This is a genomic window from Frateuria flava (assembly GCF_017837635.1).
Taxonomy (GTDB): Bacteria; Pseudomonadota; Gammaproteobacteria; order Xanthomonadales; family Rhodanobacteraceae; genus Frateuria_A; species Frateuria_A flava.
The window spans coordinates 29917-48460 of sequence record NZ_JAGJRS010000021.1 but is presented as its reverse complement, the minus strand read 5'-3'; the positions used below and the strand labels follow the sequence as shown (position 1 = coordinate 48460).

Genomic DNA, 18544 nt, shown 5'->3' with positions numbered 1-18544 from the left:
ATATCTGCACTCGCCGGTTCTTAAATGCTTCCGGCCTGCCGCCCCGGTATCGGTCCCCCTCCTCCCCCCCGCCCGATACCGGGGTTGGCCTCTTCCCTCCCCGGCAACCTGTTCCGAAGGCCGACAGTCGCTTGCAGGAACCCTGTGCGGGACGCTCTTCGAGAGCCTGGCCCGCGACTGGCTTGCAGAAGACGCCCCACGGGTGCCGTCCCAGGCGCTCACCAAGCCAAGCCTCTACCCCAGAGGAGACTCGGCCTCGATCGGGTATGCCCGCGAAAGCGGAAGGCGCTGTTCAACAGCGAATGCGGCACATCCATGCAGGCCTGGGCTCCCTAAGGCGAGATGGACCCGTTTTGACGGACATAGACGCCGAGAAAATCGAGCAGCGCAGGGTTCGTTCAGCTGACGCCCGACGCTGATCGGGTCCCTTGCGGACGCCAGCGGCATGCGGTTTCGATTCGGCGATAGCTCTCGGGCAGAATGGGCGCCCCGGAAAGCGAAGGACGGCCGATGACGCTACAACCCGGGCTGATGCTGGCGTGCATGCTGGGTATCGGCTTCCTCGCCCAGTGGCTTGCCTGGCGGGTGAAGCTGCCGGCGATCCTGTTCCTGCTGCTGGCCGGCATCGTGCTGGGACCGGCAACCGGCGTGTTCCGGCCGGATGCGATGCTGGGCGACCTGCTGTTCCCGCTGGTTTCGCTGGCGGTCGCGCTGATCCTGTTCGAAGGCAGCATGACGCTGCGCTTCCACGAGCTGCCCGGTATCGGTCGCGCCGTGCGTGGGCTGGTCAGCTACGGGGCGATCGCGGCGCTGCTGCTGCTGGCGCTGTCCGCGCGACTGATCGCGGGACTGGGCTGGGACGTGGCGCTGTTGTTCGGCGCGCTTACCTGCGTGACCGGGCCGACGGTGATCGCGCCGATGCTGCGCACGCTGCGTCCGAATGCGCGCATCGCCAACACGCTGCGCTGGGAGGGCATCGTGATCGACCCCCTCGGCGCGCTGTTTGCGGTGCTGATCTACGAGGCGATCGTCTCGCACAAGGAAGGCCACACGGTCGGCGTGTTCCTGGGCACGATCGGCTGCGGCGCGATCATCGGCGCGCTGGCGGCTTGGGCGCTGGCCTGGCTGCTGCGGCGCCAGCTGATTCCCGAATACCTGCAGAACTTCGGCGTGCTGGCGACGGTGCTGCTGGCTTTCAGCCTTTCCAATACGTTCGCGCACGAATCGGGCCTGCTCGCCGTGACCATCATGGGTATCGCGCTGGGCAACATCCGCAACGTGCACATCGATGACATCCTGGACTTCAAGGAAAACCTGACCACGCTGCTGGTTTCCAGCCTGTTCATCCTGCTGGCGGCGCGGCTGAAGTGGCCGCTGCCGGACGGCATGCTGTGGGCCGGCATCGCGGTGTTCCTGGTCGCGCAATTCCTCGTCCGGCCGCTCACGGTGGTCTTCGCCAGCGTGGGTAGTTCGCTCAGCTGGCGCGAGCGCGCGCTGATTGCCTGGGTGGCGCCGCGCGGCATCGTGGCCGCCTCGGTGTCGGCGCTGTTCGCCCTGCGCCTGCAGGAGCTGGGGGTGGCCGGCGCGGATGCGATGGTGCCGCTGGTGTTCATCCTGATCATCGGCACGGTGGTGCTGCAGAGCGCGACGGCACGGCCGCTGGCGCGTTGGCTGGGTGTGGCCGAGCCCGAGCCGCGCGGCGTGCTCATCTACGGTTCGGACGAGGTGGCGCGCGCGGTGGGGAAGGCGCTGGCCGACGCCGGTTTCCGCGTGGTGCTGGCGGACGATTCCTGGGACGGCATCCGCCATGCGCGCATGGAAGGGCTGGCGACCTTCTTCGGCAACCCGGCCTCGCCGCATGCCGAGCGCAACCTGGATCTGACCGGCCTGGGCCGGCTGCTTGCCATGTCGACTCATCGGGAACGCAACTCGCTGGCCTGCGTGCACTACCGGCGCGAGTTCGGCCGCGAGAAGGTGTATCGACTGCGCAATCTCGCGCCGCATGAGGCGACCGATCGCGCGGCCATCGCCGGCAACCTCCTGGCGCCGCCGCTGTTCGGCGAGGACATGACGCATGCGCGCTTTGGCGAGTTGCTGGCGACCGGATGGCGCATCAAGTCGACGCGCCTGACGCCGGCGTTTGGCTGGAGCGACTTCACCGAGCGCAACGGCGCCCAGTCAGTGCTGCTGTTCGGCGTCGATGAAAAGGGCAACCTGCGGGTGGCGTCGGCCAAGCGGCTGCTGGAGCCAAAGGCGGGGTGGCTGGCGATTGCGCTGACCCCGCCGGCGGAGCCGGCGAGCTGAGGCAGGGTGCCCCATCCGCCCTTAGGGCGCCTTCCCCTGTGGAGCGAGGGAAGGCTCGATAGGGACCGATGCTCCTCCCATCCGATCTGCGAAATGCCGACTGACCTGCAGGCCCTTCCCCCGTCCCACGGGGGAAGGTGCCCAAAGGCCGATGGAGGCCTTGCCTCAGGCGGCCGAGGCGCGCTGGAACTGCGCTTCCTCGGTCGAACCCTTAAGGGCGACGGTCGAGGACTGGCCTTGCTGGATCGCCTGGGTGACCTGGTCGAAGTAGCCGGTGCCGACCTCGCGCTGGTGCTTGACCGCGGTGAAGCCACGCTCGGCGGCGGCGAACTCCTTCTCCTGCAGGTCCACGAACGCGCTCATCTGCCGGCGCGCGTAGCCGTGTGCCAGCTCGAACATGCCGTAGTTGAGGCTGTGGAAACCGGCCAGCGTGATGAACTGGAACTTGTAGCCCATCGCGCCCAGCTCGCGCTGGAACTTCGCGATGGTCGCGTCGTCGAGGTTCTTGCGCCAGTTGAAGCTCGGCGAGCAGTTGTAGGCCAGCAGCTTGTCCGGGTACTTGCCGCGGACGGCCTCGGCGAAGCGGCGCGCGTCATCGAGATTCGGCTTGCTGGTCTCGCACCACACCAGGTCCGCGTAGGGCGCGTAGGCCAGGCCGCGGCTGATCGCCTGGTCCAGGCCAGGCCTGACGCGGAAGAAGCCCTCGACCGTGCGTTCGCCGGTAAGGAACGGCTTGTCGTTGTCGTCCACGTCGGAGGTGAGCAGGTCGGCCGCGTCGGCGTCCGTGCGGGCGACCAGCAGCGTCGGCACGCCGCAGACGTCGGCGGCCAGACGCGCGGCGGTAAGCTTGTCGATCGCCTCGCGGGTCGGCACCAGCACCTTGCCGCCCATGTGGCCGCATTTCTTCACCGCGGCGAGCTGGTCTTCGAAATGCACGCCGGCAGCGCCGGCCTCGATCATCGCCTTCATCAGTTCGAAAGCGTTGAGCACGCCGCCGAAACCGGCCTCGGCGTCCGCCACGATCGGCGCCAGCCAGTCGATCTCGTCGCTGCCCTCGGCGTGGTGCAGCTGGTCGGCGCGCAGCAATGCGTTGTTGATGCGCTTGACCACCTGCGGCACCGAGTTGGCCGGGTAGAGCGACTGGTCCGGATACATCTCGCCGGCCACGTTGGCGTCGGCGGCGACCTGCCAGCCGGAGAGGTAGATGGCCTTCAGGCCCGCCTTCACCTGCTGCATGGCCTGGTTGCCGGTCAGCGCGCCGAGCGCGTTGACGAAATCCTCCTTGTGCAGCAGGTGCCACAGCTTCTCGGCACCGTGGCGGGCCAGCGAATGCTCGATCGGCACGGTGCCGCGCAGGCGCGCGACGTCCTCGGCGCTGTAGTTGCGGCGCACGCCGGCCCAGCGCGGGTTGTTGGTCCAGTCCAGGGTGATCTGTTCGGCGGTCGGCAGGGTGGTTTTCATCGGTCTCTAGGCTCCGTGAGGGTGTCCTGCAGGAGCGCACCTTGAGCGCGACCGGGATGCATGGCGGTCGCGCACAGGGTGCGCTCCTACAAAGGCGGGCGGTCAGGCCAGTTGCTGGTAGGCGGGCAGGGTGAGGAAGGCGCCGAGCTGTTCGGCGTGGGTCAGTTCGCTGAGCAGATGCGCGGCGTCCTCGGCGCGGCGGGCGCCCGGATGCGTGCTTTCGCGCAGGCGATGGGTGTGCGCGGCCAGCGCCTGGTCGAACAGCGCCATGTCGATCGGCGCGCCATCGGGGAACTCCAGCGGCACGCAGTCGGAAATGACGTCACCGGCGTAGTGCAGCCATTGCCACAGCTGCGCGCGGGCGATCTCGGCGGTGGCGGCGTCTTCCATCAGGTGGTGGATCGGCACGCAGCCCAGGCCGTCGAGCCAGGCGGCCGTGTAGCGCAACGCGACCTCGACGTTGTTGTCGAAGCCGGCGCGGGTGATCGTGCCGCAGGCCGGCGCCAGCAGCTGGTCGCGGGTGACGTGGACGTCCTCGCGCAGCACGTGCAACTGGTTGGGCTCGGGCATGTAGCGGTCGAAGATCGCCTGCGCCACCGGCACCAGTGCCGGATGCGCAACCCAGGTGCCGTCATGGCCGGCGTGCACCTCGCGCAGCTTGTCCGCGCGAACCTTCTCCAGCGCCGCTTCGTTCGCGGCGTCATCGCCCTTGATCGGGATCTGCGCGGCCATGCCGCCCATGGCGAAGGCGCCGCGGCGATGGCAGGTCTTGATCAGCAGTTCGGAATAGGCCTTGAGGAACGGCACGGTCATCTGCACCTGGCCGCGCTCGGGCAGCAGGCGGTCGTGGTGGCCGCGCAAGGTCTTGAGGTAGGAGAAGATGTAGTCCCAGCGGCCGCAGTTGAGGCCGACCACGCGCTCGCGCAGCGCATGCAGGATCTCGTCCATTTCGAAGGCGGCCGGCAGCGTCTCGATCAGCACCGTCGCCTTCATGCAGCCGCGCGGGAGATCGAGCTGGTGCTCGGCATGCGCCATCACCGCGTCCCACAGTGCGGCCTCTTCCATCGCTTCCAGCTTGGGCAGGTAGAAATACGGGCCGCGGTCGCGCGCCTGCAGTGCGCGGGCGTTGTGGAAGACGAACAGGCCGAAATCCACCAGCGCGCCGGCCATCGGCTCGCCGTCGACCAAGAAGTGCCGCTCGGGCAGGTGCCAGCCGCGCGGGCGCACGATGAGCACCGCCGGATTCGCGCCGAGCTTGTAGTCGCGACCGTCGGGCGAGCGGTACGAAATGGTGCCGGCCACGGCGTCGATCAGGTTCTCTTGGCCGTCGAGCTGGTTGGCCAGGGTCGGCGTCGAGGAATCCTCGAAGTCGGCCATGAACACCTTCGCGCCGGAATTGAGCGCGTTGATGATCATCTTGCGCTCGACAGGCCCGGTGATCTCCACGCGGCGGTCGCGCAGCGCGGGGGGGACCGGTGCAACCTGCCAGGCGCCCTCGCGGATGGCGCGGGTGTCGGCGCGGAAGTCGGGCAGGGCCCCGGCGTCCCATCGCGCCTGCCGCTCGTCGCGGGCGGCCAGCAGTTCCCGTCGACGGGCATCGAAACGGTGGTGCAGGTCGGCCAGGAAGGCCAGCGCGTCGGCGGTGAGCAGGCTGGCGTAGGCGGCGGTGTTGCCGTGGACGGTCAGCGGGCCGGGATCGAGTCGTTCCTGTGGGACGGCCATGGATGCAGCTCCTTGGAGGGGTGCCATCCACGCTAGGCCTGCATGCCAGGCTTTGACAAAGCGAATGTTTCAATCTTTCTTATTGAGAAATTCAAAGTAGCAGGCAAAATCGCGCCTTACCGAGCCGAAAGGGAGGCAACGGCAGTGAACGGAACAAGACAGGGGCGGCGGGCGAAGCCTGCAAAAGCGGCCGCGAGGGCCCGGGAAGCGGTCGAGGTTGCAGAGCGTTACTACTACAAGGGCAACCGCCACAAGCAGCTGCGCGCCTTCGTGAGCATCGTCAAGCTGGGCACGCTCACCCGTGCGGCTGAGGCGCTGTTCCTCTCCCAGCCGACCGTCACCCTGCAATTGCAGGCCCTGGAGCGTGAACTCGGCGTGCCGTTGCTGGAACGGCGGCGCCGACGCATCAACCTCACCGATGCCGGCGAGGCGCTGTACGAGCTGGCGCGTCCGCTGATCGAGGGATGGGAAAACCTCGACCGCGACTTCCAGGCACGCATCAAGGGTCTTACCGCGGGCCGGTTGACCATTGCCGCCGGCGCTTCGACCATCCAGTACCTGCTGCCCGATCTGGTGCGACGCTACCGCGAGGCTTACCCCGCGGTGCACCTGCAGCTGGCCAACGTCACCGGCCGCGACGGCCTGGCGCTGCTGCGCGCGGACGAGGCCGACTTCGCGGTGGGCTCCATGCTGGACGTACCCAACGACATCGCCTGGGCGCCGCTGCGCCAGTACGACCCGATGCTGATCACCCCGCGCAACCACCCGCTGGCGCACAAGGCGGATATCGCGCTGGAGGACCTCTCCCCCTACGGCCTGATCCTGCCGCCGCATCGGCTGTCGACCTACCGGCTGGTCGACCTGGTGTTCCAGCAGCGCCAGGTACCTTACCGGGTGGCGATCGAGGTCGGCGGGTGGGAAGTGATCAAGGAGTATGTCGCTTCAGGGCTGGGCATTTCGATCGTCACCGGCATCTGCATCACCGAGGCCGACCGCGCCCGCCTGGCGGTGCGCAACATGAAGCGTTTCTTTCCCCAGCGCAGCTACGGTGTGGTGATGCGCAAGGGCAAGTTCCTGAGCCCCGAGGCGCGCGCCTTCGTCGACATGATCAAGCCCGGCCTGCTGACCCATCGCGAGCACGACGAGCCAGGCCACTCCGGCCGCTGACGCTTGGTGCGGCGCGCGCCCAGTGCGCGACCGGGAGGCTGGGCGGTCGCGCGCCGGTGCGCTCGCACAGAAGGCCATGCCGGCAGGGCGGATTCCCGCCCGCCCCGCCCACTGCCAAGCACGCGCCCGATCGGCGATGACCGGGGGAGATGTTCAATGGATGGGCCGATACTCGCCGTGTGTGCCGTAACGAGGCGCATGGGCCGCGATGCGCGCGCACAAGCCGTCGCCGCAGGGCCGCAAGGCACCCGAGCGAGTGGCCTCCAGCAGGTCCGCGGAGAAGTGGGCCCGCTCGATCGCCTGATGGTTGCGCCAGGCCAGGTAGCCGCTGCCGCCCGCGGCGAGGACGGCGCCTGTCAGCAGGGCAAGGCCACCCTTCCAGAGAACCGAACGCGACAGCCGGCGCATCCGCTCCAGTTCGCGTTCCATGGCGCCGGCGGCGCGCGTGGCCGCATCGCAGGCCGCCTGCAGTCGTTCGCCACCCTGGCGCATGCCCGCTGTCACGTTCCGTTCGATCCCCGTGCGGACTTCCTGGCCAACGCTCGCGGCCAGCTCCCGTGCAAGCTCTCCGGCTTGCAGGCCCAGTCCCTGCGCCGTTTCCTTCAGGGCTTGCGTGCCGCGCCCGGTTTCCTCGACCAGACGTTCGGCATGCTCGCCCAGGACGTTGGCGAAGGCGCTCAGACGCAGCGCCAGTTGCTGCAGGTCCTCGGGCGCGACGCGCTCTTTCACATCACTGGTCACACGCGCATACCCGGGCTTTGTGTTGCGACGTCCGGCGTCAGCACCATGGACGGTTGATCCTCCCCCATCCGCGCGGCCTGATGGGCCAGCTGGCCTTGTTGCAGCCAGATCTGGCCGTCCCCGGTCTGGGCGAACTGCCGACCGGCGTCGAGGATGCCGCGGGCGTTGCGATCGAGGGCCGCATCGCTCATCTGCAGGAACATCTGGTTCCAGTCCACCCTGATCGGTGGTGCGGGCGCGACGTGTGGCCGGGTTTCAAAGAAGGCCGGGAGTGCCGAGTCTTCTCGCTCAGGCGGGACCGGAACGAGCTGGTGGCGAAAGCGCGCGTCCAGCGCCTTGTTCATGGGCTCGGCGTCGCGGGTGTTGGAGAACAGGCTCTGCAGCTCGTTTATCGCCCGATAGGGAGAAATGGGTCCCACCAGCCGGTCGACCGTCATACGGTGCCCCAGCGAGGAGTCCAAGGCCGTTGTGTAGAACCATTGGTGCTGCTCGCTGCGATGGATGACATTCATCGCCGGCGCGCTCGGCACTGTCTTTTCCTCAAGGAAGGGCACACCGCTGAGCGCGTTGAGGTACGCGGTCATCAGGTTGCCGCTGCGCACGGACAATCCGTTGAGCAGATAGGACCCGCCGACGTCGCAGTGCGCGCCGTGCACCTGTGCGTTGAAGAACCGGCCATCGGGCGAGATGCCCGGATCGATGATCTGCTTGGAGGCAAATTCGTCGCGCCGTTCGTCCAGAGCCGTGATCTGGAAGCCGGAAATTACAGACGGCGGCAGACGCACGTCCGCCTCGTTCATCACGCCAGTGGCGACCGGATCAAACAAGCCCACCACCTGCGCGGTCTGTCCCGGCGGGACCAGCGGCGGGCGGGTGGGCGTGAGGCTCAGGATGCGGCCTTTCTCGTCGCGTTCGATGATCATGCCCGCCGGATCCTGGATACCGCGTTCCTGGACCATGCGGGCGAATATGGCGGTAGTGACGCCACCGCGGCTGAAACCGATCGATGCCACGCTAATCTCGGCGTTGGGGTCCTCCCTTTTCCAGCGCGCAGCCTGTTCGATGAACTGGAGGTACATATCGTTCATGCGCGGGCCGTAGCTGTAACCGAGCGCGCCGTCCACCGCCTTGGAGAAATCCTCCGTCTGGGTACCAACTCCTGTGACATAACCTGCCTGCACTGCGCGCTTGTGGCCACCTCGCCGGATTTGGTCAACCACATTAGCAACATTAGTAGCGTGTTCCGGATCCGCGTACTTGTCGTTGCCTGTGCCATCAAACCCGGCGATATAAAGTCGAGCGTGCGGCATTTGCGGGCCGACGAGCACCGGGACGGCAAGCTGTGCCAGCGCCTTGCGTTGCTCACGGTAGCCTTCCAGGGCTTCTTCACCGGCTGGACGTGTTTCGACACCATCCGGCCAGCGCCGTAACTCGTCGTCGGTCATGAGTTCGTCCTTGAAGCCAGTCAGTACGTCTTGCTGTGAACAAGAATCAGGTCGTCACGGAAACTGCTATACGGGTTTCCGGCAATCTGGAGTTTGTTGGTCGTAACGAACGCACGCATATAGACGTTGATCGTCCGATCGTTGACCTCAAGGATAATGCCCGGGTAGACAGGGGCTTTGAGTATTGCTGGCAGATCAGCTTGTGGTACGCGATGGCGAACCGTTTGATCTGCAAAGATCTTGGCAATATCTACTTCGGCCTCGTGCGGTTGGCCGTCCTTGGATCGCCATGTCACATGTGCCGGACGAGGGAAGTTCCGAATCCCGATCCAGCTGGCATACATGTCGTCCGGGTACTTGGCGCCCAGTGACGCCGACGAAGCCTGCTTGACGTCTTCGGGGTCATGGCTGTCGTAGCGCCCGTTATAAAGAACCTTGCAACCGTAGGTATCGAAACAGTACGAGCCAAAGCTGTGCTCGTCGAACGGGATCGGCTTGCTGGTATCGATGTGGACGATGTGATGGGCGTCCAGCGGGATGTGCGCGGGGATCACGCCCGATGGCGAGGGTGCGCGCGACGACGCAGGTGACTGTCCCATTGGCGAGCATCCTGCGAGAAGAAGGGCCATTCCGCACAGGTACGCGGTGGCGGGCGGCCGGGGGCCGATTCGGGGGCGCGTAGGGCTTGGGGTCATGTCCGTTTGACGCAGTCCAGTGACCCCGGGGACGTTATCACGCGGCAACGGGCCGGACGGCTGCGGGCCTGCACGCTTGCCGTAGGGCTGGGCGAACGGGTCGCGTAGGGTTTGCCCCACGCGTGGCACATCCCTACTCGGAATCCCGATGCTTGCCGCGATAGCCGCGGAACAGCGCGCGGATGCGCGCCATGTCGGCGTCCGGATCGTCCGTTGCGTACTGCGGCGTGCCCAGCGTGAAGGTTCTGGTCGGGTAGTCCAGGAACACCGGCAGGATCGGCACCTGGGCCTCGCGCGCGATGCGCAGGAAGCCGCTCTTCCATTGCGTGACGTGCTTGCGCGTGCCCTCGGGGGTGATGCCCAGCCACATGCGCGGATGGTCGCCGAAGCGGCGCACCATCTGGCCGACCACGTTCAGCGCGGCCTTGCGGTTGATGCCGATCATGCCCAGTGGCCGCAGGACCAGGCCCAGCGGGCTGTCCAGCACCTCGCGCTTGATCATCACCTTGATGTCCGCGCCCAGCGCGATCTTCATCATCAGGCCCCATACGCCGTCCCAGTAGGAGGAGTGGGGTGCGCCGATGATGATCAGCTTCGGAACGTCCGGCAGTTCGCCGAGCAGGCGCCAGCCGGACAGGCGCAGCAGGCCGCGCATCAGCCAGGGCCAGAAGCGGCTGTCGATCCGCGGCGCCTGTGGCGGCAGCGGCGGCAGGATGGCACCGCTCATTCGCCGCTCCAGTCACGCGAGCGGCCCTGCTTGAGCTTGCCGCGTTGCTGCTTGCCAGCCAGGCGGCGCTCCTTCGAGGCGCGCGTGGGGCGCGTGGCCAGGCGCTTCTTCGGCGCGGCCAATGCGCCGCGCACGATATCGGCGAGGCGCTCGCGCGCGTCGTCGCGGTTGCGCGCCTGCTCGCGGAAGCGGCGTGCCTGGATCACCAGCACGCCTTCGTCGGTCATGCGCCGGTCGCGCCGCGAGAGCAGGCGCGCACGCACCGGCTCGGGCAACGACGGCGAGGAGGCGACGTCGAAACGCAGCTCCACCGCACTCTCGGTGCGGTTGACGTGTTGCCCGCCGGGGCCGTCCGCGCGCAGGAAGCGTTCGGTCAGTTCGGTGTCGGGGAGCGTGAGGGTGCGGCTGATCTGCAGCATCGGCGCAGTTTAGGGGATCGCGGTTGGTAGGCTGAAGCCCACCCTACGGCCATGCCGTGCGCCAGTAGGGTGGGCTTCAGCCCACCAACCCCCAGCCAAAACGCCCCAGCACAGCCTGGAACGCCTCATCCAGCGGCGCCTCCAACCTTACGGGCGCGCCGCTGACCGGATGCGCGAACTGCAGATGCCAGGCGTGCAGCAGCATGCGGTGGCATCCGAAGTGCTGCTTGTACAGGCGGTTGTGGTCGCCGCGTCCGTGCTGGCAATCGCCGATCACCGGATGATGAATGTGCGCCATGTGCTTGCGGATCTGGCGGAAGCGGCCGGTCTCCGGCTCGGCCAGCACCAGTGCGTAGCGTTGCTGCGGATAGCGGCCCAGCGCGATCGGCACCTCGACCGTGGCCAGGCGCCGGTAGTGCGTGCGTGCCTCGCGGCGCGGGCCGGTTTCGCGCGAGCCGGGCAGCGGATAGTCGACCAGGTCCTCGGCCGGTTCAGGCCAGCCGCGCACCACGGCCAGGTACTGCTTGTGCACCTGGCGGGCCATGAACTGCTCGCCCAGTGCGGCGGCCACCGCAGTCGAGCGGGCGACCAGCAGCACGCCACTGGTGGCGCGGTCGAGGCGGTGGGCCAGGAACAGCTCGCCACCGATCTGTTCGCGCAGCAGGTCGATCAGGAAGGCCTCGGCCGGCCCGATCAGCTTCGAGCGATGCACGGGCAGGCCCGCGGGCTTGTTGACCGCGAGCAGGGCGTCGTCCTGATGGAGGATATCGAGCATCATTTCTTCAGGAGCTCAACAACTTGATGAACCCTTGTGGGAGCGCACCCCGTGCGCGGCCTCACCGGACTGGCAGGCGCGTGGTCGCGCACAGGGTGCGCTCCTACAGGGGCACTGCGCGGCGATTGGAGGTTCTGCAGCGCCGGATCAGCGGCGGGCGCTGGTCAGGAAGGCGAGCAGGGCGACGGCCAGGCAGCCCAGTGCCACCCAGTCCGAGCCGGCCGGTCCGCCCGCAATCCACAACAGCGTGGCGCAGCCGAGCAAGGCCGTACCGAACAGTCCGCCGAGCAGCGCGCGCCGCCGGCGCAGCGCAAGCTCCGCATGCAGCGCCAACTGCGCCGGGTCGGCCAGCTGCCGCTGCTCACCACTGGCCGTCTGGCGCAGTGCATCGCGCACCAGCTCGGGCAGCTGCGGTGCGGCGTGCAGCCACTCGGGCAGCCGTTGGCGCACCGCACGCAGGGTGCGCCGGGCGCTGTAGCGCTCGCGCAGGATGCGCTTGAGCACCGGGTGGGCCACTGCCCAGATATCGATATCCGGATCGAGCATGCGCCCGACGCCCTCGATGTTGAGCAGCGTCTTCTGCAGCAGGATCAGCTGCGGCTGCAGGGTCAGCTCGAAGCGCCGCGCGGTCTGGAACAGCTTGACCACCACCTCGGCCAGCGAGATCTGCGACAACGGACGGGTGAAGTAGGGCTCGCACACCGTGCGGATGGCCGCCTCCAGCTCGTCCAGGCGCACCGTCGCGGGCATCCAGCCGGCCGCCACGTGCAGTTGCGCGATGCGCGCGTAGTCGCGCTCGAACAGGGCGATGAAGTTCTGTGCCAGCCAGTACTGGTCGGCCTCGGGCAATGAACCCATGATGCCGAAGTCGAGCGCGACGAAGCGCGGTTCCGCGCGCCGCTCGAGATCCACCCAGATGTTGCCCGGGTGCGCATCGGCGTGGAAGAAGTTGTCGCGGAAGACCTGCTCGTAGAACACCCGCACGCCCTTGGCGGCCAGTGCCTTGCGGTCGATGCCGGCCGCGTCGATGGCGGCGATGTCGTCCGCGCTCACGCCGTGCACGCGCTCGAGCGTGAGCACCCGCTCGGAAGTGAAGTCCCAGTGCACCGCCGGCACGTAGAGATCCACGCCGCTTTCGAAGTTGCGCTTGAGCAGGCTGGCGCTGGCGCCTTCGCGCTGCAGGTCCAGCTCGTTCTCGAGCATCTTTTCCACTTCGGCGACGACGTCGAGTGGACGGATCTTGTCCGCGTTGGGATGCCAGCGTTGCGCCAGCTCGCCCAGCGAACGCATCAGCGCGATGTCGCGCGCGATCTTCTGTTCGATGCCCGGACGCAGCACCTTCACCACCACGGCGCTGCCGTCGTGCAGGGTGGCGGCGTGGACCTGGGCGATCGACGCGGAGGCCAGCGGCGTTTCGTCGAATTGGGCGTATAGCCGTCCGATGCGTGCCTTGAGCTCGTTTTCCACGATGACGCGGGCTTCGCTGCCGGGAAACGGCGGCACCTGGTCCTGCAGCTGCGCCAGCTCGTCGGCGATGTCGGCCGGGATCAGGTCTCGCCGGGTCGACAGCACCTGCCCGGCCTTGACGAAGATCGGCCCCAGCTCCGTCAGCGCCATCGCCAGCCGCGCGCCGCGCGGAAGTTCGCGGGCGCCCGGGCGCGAGCGGGCGAGCAGCGGCCTCAGCAGCTTCAGCGGCCGATACAGGTGCGCCGCGTCGACCAGCTCGTCCAGCCGCCAGGCGAGCAGTACCGAGGCCACTCGCAGCACGCCAGGCACCACCTTCAGCGGCGTCATGCGCGCGGCCCCATGCGCTGGCGCAGGCGCACCAGGCGGGCTTCGAGGCGTTCGCTGCGCTCGCGCAGCGCGTCCACGCCGTCGAGAAAATCGTCCACTTCGCCCATCGCCGGAGTCAGCCGGGCCTCGTCGCGCAGCCAGTCGGCGCTGTCCTGGCCGAGATGCTGTGCACTTTCGCGCGCATGGCGCAGGCCTTTGGTGATCGCCTGCGCCAGCGGCACGCCGAGCACGTCGCCGAAGCTGCGCGCGAAGGCTTCCTCGAAATCCGGCTGGAAGGTGCTGGCCAGTTTCTCCAGCCGGCGCGCCAGGTCGGCGTCACCGGCGATCTCGACCTTGCCTGGCGAGACGCCCTCGTCGCCGCGGCGCAATGCCATCGCCAGCAGGCTGCCGGGGCTGGCCGCCACGCGCAACTGGCTGGTGTCCTGCGGCGGGCCGACGTGCAGGCGCTCGCCCTCCACCGTCACGCAGAGCGCCAGCTCCGGCCCGCGCAGGTGCAACTGAATGCTGCGACCGGCGAGCGCAGCCAGTTTCTGCCGCGTGTCCGGATCGAGCGAGAGCGTGTGGTTGAGCGCGGTTTCCAGCGCGCGACCGGCGAGCTTGCGCAGCGGCTGCGGGAGCCATGCGTTCGGGGTGGGGGCGTTCATCCGGCGATTGTAGCGGCCACCAGCGCCACATCGGCCTTCGTGCCTTTGAAGGAACCCGCTTGCGGGCGAGGCCCTGCCTTGCTGCCACCGGATCACGAGCATCGCCCGCAAGCGGGCGCCTACGACACGGCGCCGGCAAACCCCAGCTGGCGCCAGGCTTCGTAGACGGCCACCGCCACGCTGTTGGACAGGTTGAGGCTGCGGCTCTCGGGCCGCATCGGCAGGCGCAGGCGCTGGTCCGGCGGGATGGCGTCCAGCACATCGCCCGGCAGGCCGGCGGTCTCGCAGCCGAACAGCAGGGCGTCGCCCTCGGTGTAGCGGGCATCGACATGGGCAACGCGGCCGCGGGTGGAGAAGGCGAATACGCGCGGCTGGCCCAGCGCTGCCAGGCACGCGGCCAGATCGTCATGCACCCTGACGCGGGCGTACTCGTGGTAGTCCAGGCCCGCACGGCGCAGACGGGCGTCGTCCAGTTCGAAGCCGAGCGGGCGGATCAGGTGCAGTGAGGCGCCGGTGTTGGCGCACAGGCGGATGGCGTTGCCGGTGTTCGGCGGGATTTCCGGGCGGAAGAGGATGACATGCAGCATCCGGCCATTATCCGCTGCGCGGGCCGTCGATGGCTCGGGCAGGGGTCAGGCGCACGCGGGTCAGCTTTCCTGCCGCGGGCAGACCACGCCATCGGGCGGCAGCATGCATGCGCCGGGCACGGCCAGCATCACGCCGAGCTGGGCGCCATCGCCGCTGCCGGCCAGCTGCACCGGGCCGGGCGTGAACACCATCGAGGCCATGATGCATCCGCATACCAGCAGGCAGGCGGCGAACAGGCTGCGCAGCAAATAGGTTTCAAGTTTCATGGCTTCGGTTCCTTGGGGCAGGGGGGGTTCCTGTAGCCAGTGTGGCAAGCCCCGTGCCAGCCATGCAGTGGCAGCAAACCCGTTGATCTACTGACGTTTGTCAGACCTTGCGCCATGCGCGTGGGTTGTCCGCGGACAGTGTGCGGTCCGCGGGCGGACACCGTCCGGACAGCGCCGCGACCTCTGGCGCTTGTGCTTGCTTGTCCCGGACCGATAGCCTCGGACCTCTTTCGTGAGACAGGAGGTTGCACCGTGGCAAAGCGTTTCCCACCCAAGACCGCGCTGGCGCTGATCGCCGCCAGCCTGCTCGCCGGACCGGCCCTGCTGCCGGTGGCGCAGGCCGCCGACGCGCCGGCGGCGCAGGCGTCGAAGATCCCCGAGCTGAAGTACGAGCGCTTCACCCTGCCCAACGGCCTGACGGTCGTGGTGCACGAGGATCACAAGGCGCCGGTGGTGGCCGTGAGCGTGTGGTACCACGTGGGCTCCTCCTATGAGCCGAAGGGCAAGACGGGCTTCGCGCATCTGTTCGAGCACCTGATGTTCCAGGGCTCGGAGAACCACAAGGACGAATACTTCAAGCCGTTCGAGCTGGCCGGCGCCACCGACATGAACGGCACCACCTGGCTGGACCGCACCAATTACTTCGAAACCGTTCCCACCACCGCGCTGGACATGGCGCTGTGGATGGAGTCCGACCGCATGGGCCACCTGCTCGGCGCGATCGGCCAGAAAGAGCTGGACGAGCAGCGCGGTGTGGTGCAGAACGAGAAGCGCCAGGGCGAGAACCAGCCCTACGGCCGCGTCAGCGAGCTGATCCAGGCCGAGGCCTTCCCGGCCAATCATCCCTACCACCACGACACGATCGGCTCGATGGCCGACTTGAACGCCGCCTCGCTCGCCGACGTCAAGCAGTGGTTCAAGGATTACTACGGCGCCGCCAACACGGTGGTGGTGCTGGCCGGCGACATCACGCCGGCGCAGGCGAAGCAGAAGATGCTCAAGTATTTCGGCGACATCGGTTCCGGCCCGGCCGTGCCGCGCCCGCAGGTGTGGATCACCCCGCGCGACAAGTCCACCCGCGGCGCGATGACCGACAACGTCGCGCAGACACGCATCTACCGCGAATGGAACGTGCCCTCGCGCAACGACCAGGAACTCAACCAGCTGCAGCTTGCGGCGGCAGTGCTGGGCGGCGGCAAGACCTCTCGCCTGTACCAGCGTCTGGTCTACAAGGACAAGCTCGCCGACGACGTCTCGGTCGACATCGAGCAGCACGTGCTGGCCAGCCTGTTCGAATTGCAGGTGGACGTGAAGAAGGGCGCCGACCCGGCCAAGGTCGAGGCCGCGGTGGCCGACGAGTGGGCGAAGTTCCTCAAGGACGGCCCCACCGCCGACGAGCTCGAGCGCGTCAAGACCGGCATCCGCGCGTCGTTCGTGCGTGGCCTGGAGCGGGTCAACACGCAGGCGATGATCCTCGCCGAGGGACAGCTCTATCAGCAGGACCCCAGCGCGTACCAGAAGGACTTCGCCACGCTGATGGCGGCCACCCCGGCCAGCGTCAAGGCTGCCGCCAACCAGTGGATCGCCAAGGGCGACTACACCGTCACCGTCACGCCGGGCAAGGTCGAGGAAACGGACTTCGCCACCTACGGCGGCCGTCCCGCGCTGCCCGGCAAGCCCGAACCCAGACTTGCTGCCAAGGGCGACTTCCACACCACGCCCAGCCCGGTCGACCGCAGCAAGGGCGTGCCGGAGGTGACCCAGTTCCCGGGCCTGACCTTCCCGACCCTGCAGCATGGCAAGCTCGCCAACGGCATCGAAGTCACCCTGGCCGAGCGCCACGAGGTGCCGGCGGTGCAGGTGCAGCTGCTGTTCGACGCCGGCTACGCCGCCGACCAGGGCCGCAAGCTTGGCACCTCCAGCTTCACCATGGCGATGCTGGACGAGGGCACGAAGGCGCTGGACTCGGTCGAGATCGCCAAGCGCGAACAGCGCCTGGGCGCGGTCATCGGCAGCGGCTGCAGCCTGGATTTCTGCAACGCCTCGCTCAACGCGCTGAACGACAAGCTCGGACCGTCGCTCACGCTGTTCGCCGACATCGTGCGCAACCCGGCCTTCCGTACCGATGACGTCAACCGCCTGCGTGGCCAGTGGCTGGCGCGCATCGCGCAGGAGAAGAGCCAGCCGATCGGCATCGCGCTGCGCACGCTGCCGCCGCTGCTGTATGGCCCGGGCCATGCCTATGCGATCCCGTTCACCGGATCGGGCACCGCCGAATCGATCACCGCGCTCGACGTCAACGACATGCGCCGCTTCATGGGCGATTTCATCCGCCCGGACAACGTGCAGATCCTGGTCGCCGGCGATACCACGCTGGAGACGATCATTCCGCAGCTGGACAAGGTGTTCGGCGACTGGAAGCCGGGCGCGGGCAAGGTGCCGGCCAAGAACGTGGGCCACGTGGCGGCGCCCGAGTCGTCGCGCGTCTACCTGATCGACCGCCCCGGCGCGCAGCAGAGCCTGATCCTGGCCGGCAGCCTGGCGCCCTCGACCAAGGTCGACAACAACCTGGCGATCGAAACCATGAACGGCGCCTTCGGCGGCACCTTCACTTCGCGCCTGAACATGAACCTGCGCGAGGACAAGCACTGGGCCTACGGCGCCTACAGCTTCATGCCCGATGCGCTGGGGCAGCGCCCGTTCCTGATGTACGCGCCGGTGCAGACCGACAAGACCGCACCCTCGGCCGAACAGATCCTGGCCGAGGCCCGCGGCGTGGTCGGCAAGCATCCGCTGACCGCGCAGGAAATCGCCAAGATCAAGGAAGGCGACGTGCGCAGCCTGCCCGGCGAATACCAGACCACCTCCTCGGTGATGGGTGCGCTGGCGGACATCGCCCAGTACGACCGCCCCGACAACTGGATCCAGACCGAGAAGGCGCGCATCCAGGCGCTGAAGGATCCGCAGGTGCAGGCGGCCGCCGACGAGGTGATCCATCCGGACCACCTGACCTGGGTGATCGTCGGTGACCTCAAGAAGATCGAGGCGCCGGTGCGTGCGTTGAACCTGGGCAAGGTGCAGGTGCTCGACGCCGACGGCAAGCCGGTGAAGTGACAGGCCCGCTCTCTCCCGGCGCAGCCGGGGGAGAGCCGCAGGGCAGGCGAGGACCGTGGGTTTTCGCCTGCCCTTCAGCCCACTCCCGTGCCGCCACGGTACGATGAGCCTCTTCCCGATCGCCCTTTCGGAGCCCCACCCATGCGCAAGACCCTGCTGCTGCTCGTCCCCGTCCTGCTCCTCGGCGCCTGCACCTGGGGCATCACCCTCAACGATGCGGGCAAGCAGGTGCGCACGGCCTGGAACGGCGACGTCTCGCAATGCCGCGACCTGGGCAAGGTCACCGTGTCGGTGATGGAGCGGGTCGGCCCGGTCGACCGCAACGACATCAAGGTGCGCGACGAGTTGGAAGTGATGGCGCGCAACGAGGCGGCCAAGATGGGCGCCGACACGGTCAAGCCGCTGGCCGAGCCGGTCGATGGCGAGCAGGCCTGGGGCGCCTACCAGTGCGGCAGCGCACGTCCGGCCTCGACCAGCCGCCCGACCACCCAGCCGGCACCGGCCGCCAGCGGCGGCGTGCAGACCTATCCGATCAGCGGCGGCTGAGCGCTTCTTTTCCCTGGCTTGCGTGCTCCGCTGACGCCTCGGGGCACTTCATGGCGTCGGCCGTTTCCGTCCGCGCGTTGACGTGCGTGCGCCAGTCCCCCGTGCGCCCGCGTATGCGTGTGCGATAGCCAGCGCG

Annotated in this window: 16 protein-coding genes; 4 read left to right on the top strand and 12 right to left on the bottom strand. The window is 68.0% G+C overall.

Going from position 1 to position 18544, the window contains the following annotated elements:
• The first annotated feature begins 510 nt into the window (after nucleotides 1–510).
• Complete coding sequence (locus tag J7I44_RS10745) at nucleotides 511–2304, top strand: cation:proton antiporter (protein WP_209620253.1); 1794 nt, start codon at nucleotides 511–513, stop codon at nucleotides 2302–2304.
• 165 nt (nucleotides 2305–2469) lie between these two features.
• Here J7I44_RS10745 and aceA read toward each other — a convergent pair whose 3' ends face one another.
• Together aceA and aceB are read right to left on the bottom strand one after the other, a co-directional pair.
• On the bottom strand, nucleotides 2470–3765 hold the full coding sequence (gene aceA, locus J7I44_RS10740; protein ID WP_209620250.1) for an isocitrate lyase: 1296 nt from the start codon (nucleotides 3763–3765) through the stop codon (nucleotides 2470–2472).
• Between the two features lie 102 nt (nucleotides 3766–3867).
• Nucleotides 3868–5487 carry a malate synthase A gene (gene aceB / locus J7I44_RS10735; RefSeq protein WP_209620247.1) on the bottom strand — a complete coding sequence of 540 codons (1620 nt, stop codon included), beginning with the start codon at nucleotides 5485–5487 and terminating at the stop codon, nucleotides 3868–3870.
• 258 nt (nucleotides 5488–5745) lie between these two features.
• Between aceB and J7I44_RS10730 the strand changes: the two genes are divergently transcribed.
• Nucleotides 5746–6654, top strand: coding sequence for a LysR family transcriptional regulator (locus J7I44_RS10730; protein ID WP_245188120.1), 909 nt, complete (start codon nucleotides 5746–5748; stop codon nucleotides 6652–6654).
• A gap of 153 nt (nucleotides 6655–6807) precedes the next feature.
• Here J7I44_RS10730 and J7I44_RS10725 read toward each other — a convergent pair whose 3' ends face one another.
• The 10 genes from J7I44_RS10725 to J7I44_RS10680 form a co-directional block, all read right to left on the bottom strand.
• The gene (locus J7I44_RS10725; RefSeq protein ID WP_209620241.1) at nucleotides 6808–7395 is read right to left on the bottom strand and encodes a hypothetical protein; all 588 of its coding nucleotides are present in this window, start codon (nucleotides 7393–7395) and stop codon (nucleotides 6808–6810) included.
• Nucleotides 7392–8840, bottom strand: coding sequence for a phospholipase effector Tle1 domain-containing protein (locus tag J7I44_RS10720; protein WP_209620238.1), 1449 nt, complete (start codon nucleotides 8838–8840; stop codon nucleotides 7392–7394). The genes J7I44_RS10725 and J7I44_RS10720 overlap by 4 nt, the downstream gene beginning before the upstream one ends.
• A 20-nt stretch (nucleotides 8841–8860) precedes the next feature.
• Nucleotides 8861–9439, bottom strand: a complete 579-nt coding sequence (locus tag J7I44_RS10715; RefSeq protein WP_209620235.1) for a hypothetical protein — start codon at nucleotides 9437–9439, stop codon at nucleotides 8861–8863.
• A gap of 229 nt (nucleotides 9440–9668) precedes the next feature.
• Nucleotides 9669–10262: a 1-acyl-sn-glycerol-3-phosphate acyltransferase gene (locus J7I44_RS10710; RefSeq protein ID WP_209620232.1), complete on the bottom strand. Its 594-nt coding sequence runs from the start codon at nucleotides 10260–10262 to the stop codon at nucleotides 9669–9671.
• Nucleotides 10259–10681 (bottom strand): alternative ribosome rescue aminoacyl-tRNA hydrolase ArfB, encoded by a 423-nt coding sequence (gene arfB, locus J7I44_RS10705; protein WP_209620229.1) that lies wholly within the window; start codon nucleotides 10679–10681, stop codon nucleotides 10259–10261. The genes J7I44_RS10710 and arfB overlap by 4 nt, the downstream gene beginning before the upstream one ends.
• Nucleotides 10682–10757: 76 nt before the next feature.
• Entirely contained in the window at nucleotides 10758–11456 is a 699-nt protein-coding gene (locus tag J7I44_RS10700) for a pseudouridine synthase (protein ID WP_209620226.1), read from the bottom strand.
• A gap of 147 nt (nucleotides 11457–11603) precedes the next feature.
• Nucleotides 11604–13250, bottom strand: a complete 1647-nt coding sequence (ubiB, locus tag J7I44_RS10695) for a ubiquinone biosynthesis regulatory protein kinase UbiB (protein ID WP_209620223.1) — start codon at nucleotides 13248–13250, stop codon at nucleotides 11604–11606.
• Complete coding sequence (locus J7I44_RS10690; protein WP_209620220.1) at nucleotides 13247–13894, bottom strand: ubiquinone biosynthesis accessory factor UbiJ; 648 nt, start codon at nucleotides 13892–13894, stop codon at nucleotides 13247–13249. The genes ubiB and J7I44_RS10690 overlap by 4 nt, the downstream gene beginning before the upstream one ends.
• Before the next feature lie 119 nt (nucleotides 13895–14013).
• Nucleotides 14014–14481: a tRNA (uridine(34)/cytosine(34)/5-carboxymethylaminomethyluridine(34)-2'-O)-methyltransferase TrmL gene (gene trmL / locus J7I44_RS10685; RefSeq protein ID WP_209620217.1), complete on the bottom strand. Its 468-nt coding sequence runs from the start codon at nucleotides 14479–14481 to the stop codon at nucleotides 14014–14016.
• Between the two features lie 60 nt (nucleotides 14482–14541).
• On the bottom strand, nucleotides 14542–14748 hold the full coding sequence (locus tag J7I44_RS10680) for a hypothetical protein (protein WP_209620214.1): 207 nt from the start codon (nucleotides 14746–14748) through the stop codon (nucleotides 14542–14544).
• Nucleotides 14749–15000: 252 nt separating this feature from the next.
• Between J7I44_RS10680 and J7I44_RS10675 the strand changes: the two genes are divergently transcribed.
• Complete coding sequence (locus J7I44_RS10675; RefSeq protein WP_209620211.1) at nucleotides 15001–17862, top strand: M16 family metallopeptidase; 2862 nt, start codon at nucleotides 15001–15003, stop codon at nucleotides 17860–17862.
• Nucleotides 17863–18003: 141 nt separating this feature from the next.
• Entirely contained in the window at nucleotides 18004–18408 is a 405-nt protein-coding gene (locus tag J7I44_RS10670; RefSeq protein WP_209620208.1) for a DUF4156 domain-containing protein, read from the top strand.
• The last annotated feature ends 136 nt before the right edge of the window (nucleotides 18409–18544 follow it).

Excerpts from the sequence above, each read along its gene's own strand:
- J7I44_RS10745 (WP_209620253.1), top strand. The coding sequence starts at position 511 with ATGACGCTACAACCCGGGCTGATGCTGGCGTGCATGCTGGGTATCGGC.
- aceA (WP_209620250.1), bottom strand. The coding sequence starts at position 3,765 with ATGAAAACCACCCTGCCGACCGCCGAACAGATCACCCTGGACTGGACC.
- aceB (WP_209620247.1), bottom strand. The coding sequence starts at position 5,487 with ATGGCCGTCCCACAGGAACGACTCGATCCCGGCCCGCTGACCGTCCAC.
- J7I44_RS10720 (WP_209620238.1), bottom strand. The coding sequence starts at position 8,840 with ATGACCGACGACGAGTTACGGCGCTGGCCGGATGGTGTCGAAACACGT.
- J7I44_RS10715 (WP_209620235.1), bottom strand. The coding sequence starts at position 9,439 with ATGGGACAGTCACCTGCGTCGTCGCGCGCACCCTCGCCATCGGGCGTG.
- J7I44_RS10710 (WP_209620232.1), bottom strand. The coding sequence starts at position 10,262 with ATGAGCGGTGCCATCCTGCCGCCGCTGCCGCCACAGGCGCCGCGGATC.
- arfB (WP_209620229.1), bottom strand. The coding sequence starts at position 10,681 with ATGCTGCAGATCAGCCGCACCCTCACGCTCCCCGACACCGAACTGACC.
- J7I44_RS10700 (WP_209620226.1), bottom strand. The coding sequence starts at position 11,456 with ATGCTCGATATCCTCCATCAGGACGACGCCCTGCTCGCGGTCAACAAG.
- ubiB (WP_209620223.1), bottom strand. The coding sequence starts at position 13,250 with ATGACGCCGCTGAAGGTGGTGCCTGGCGTGCTGCGAGTGGCCTCGGTA.
- J7I44_RS10690 (WP_209620220.1), bottom strand. The coding sequence starts at position 13,894 with ATGAACGCCCCCACCCCGAACGCATGGCTCCCGCAGCCGCTGCGCAAG.
- trmL (WP_209620217.1), bottom strand. The coding sequence starts at position 14,481 with ATGCTGCATGTCATCCTCTTCCGCCCGGAAATCCCGCCGAACACCGGC.
- J7I44_RS10680 (WP_209620214.1), bottom strand. The coding sequence starts at position 14,748 with ATGAAACTTGAAACCTATTTGCTGCGCAGCCTGTTCGCCGCCTGCCTG.
- J7I44_RS10670 (WP_209620208.1), top strand. The coding sequence starts at position 18,004 with ATGCGCAAGACCCTGCTGCTGCTCGTCCCCGTCCTGCTCCTCGGCGCC.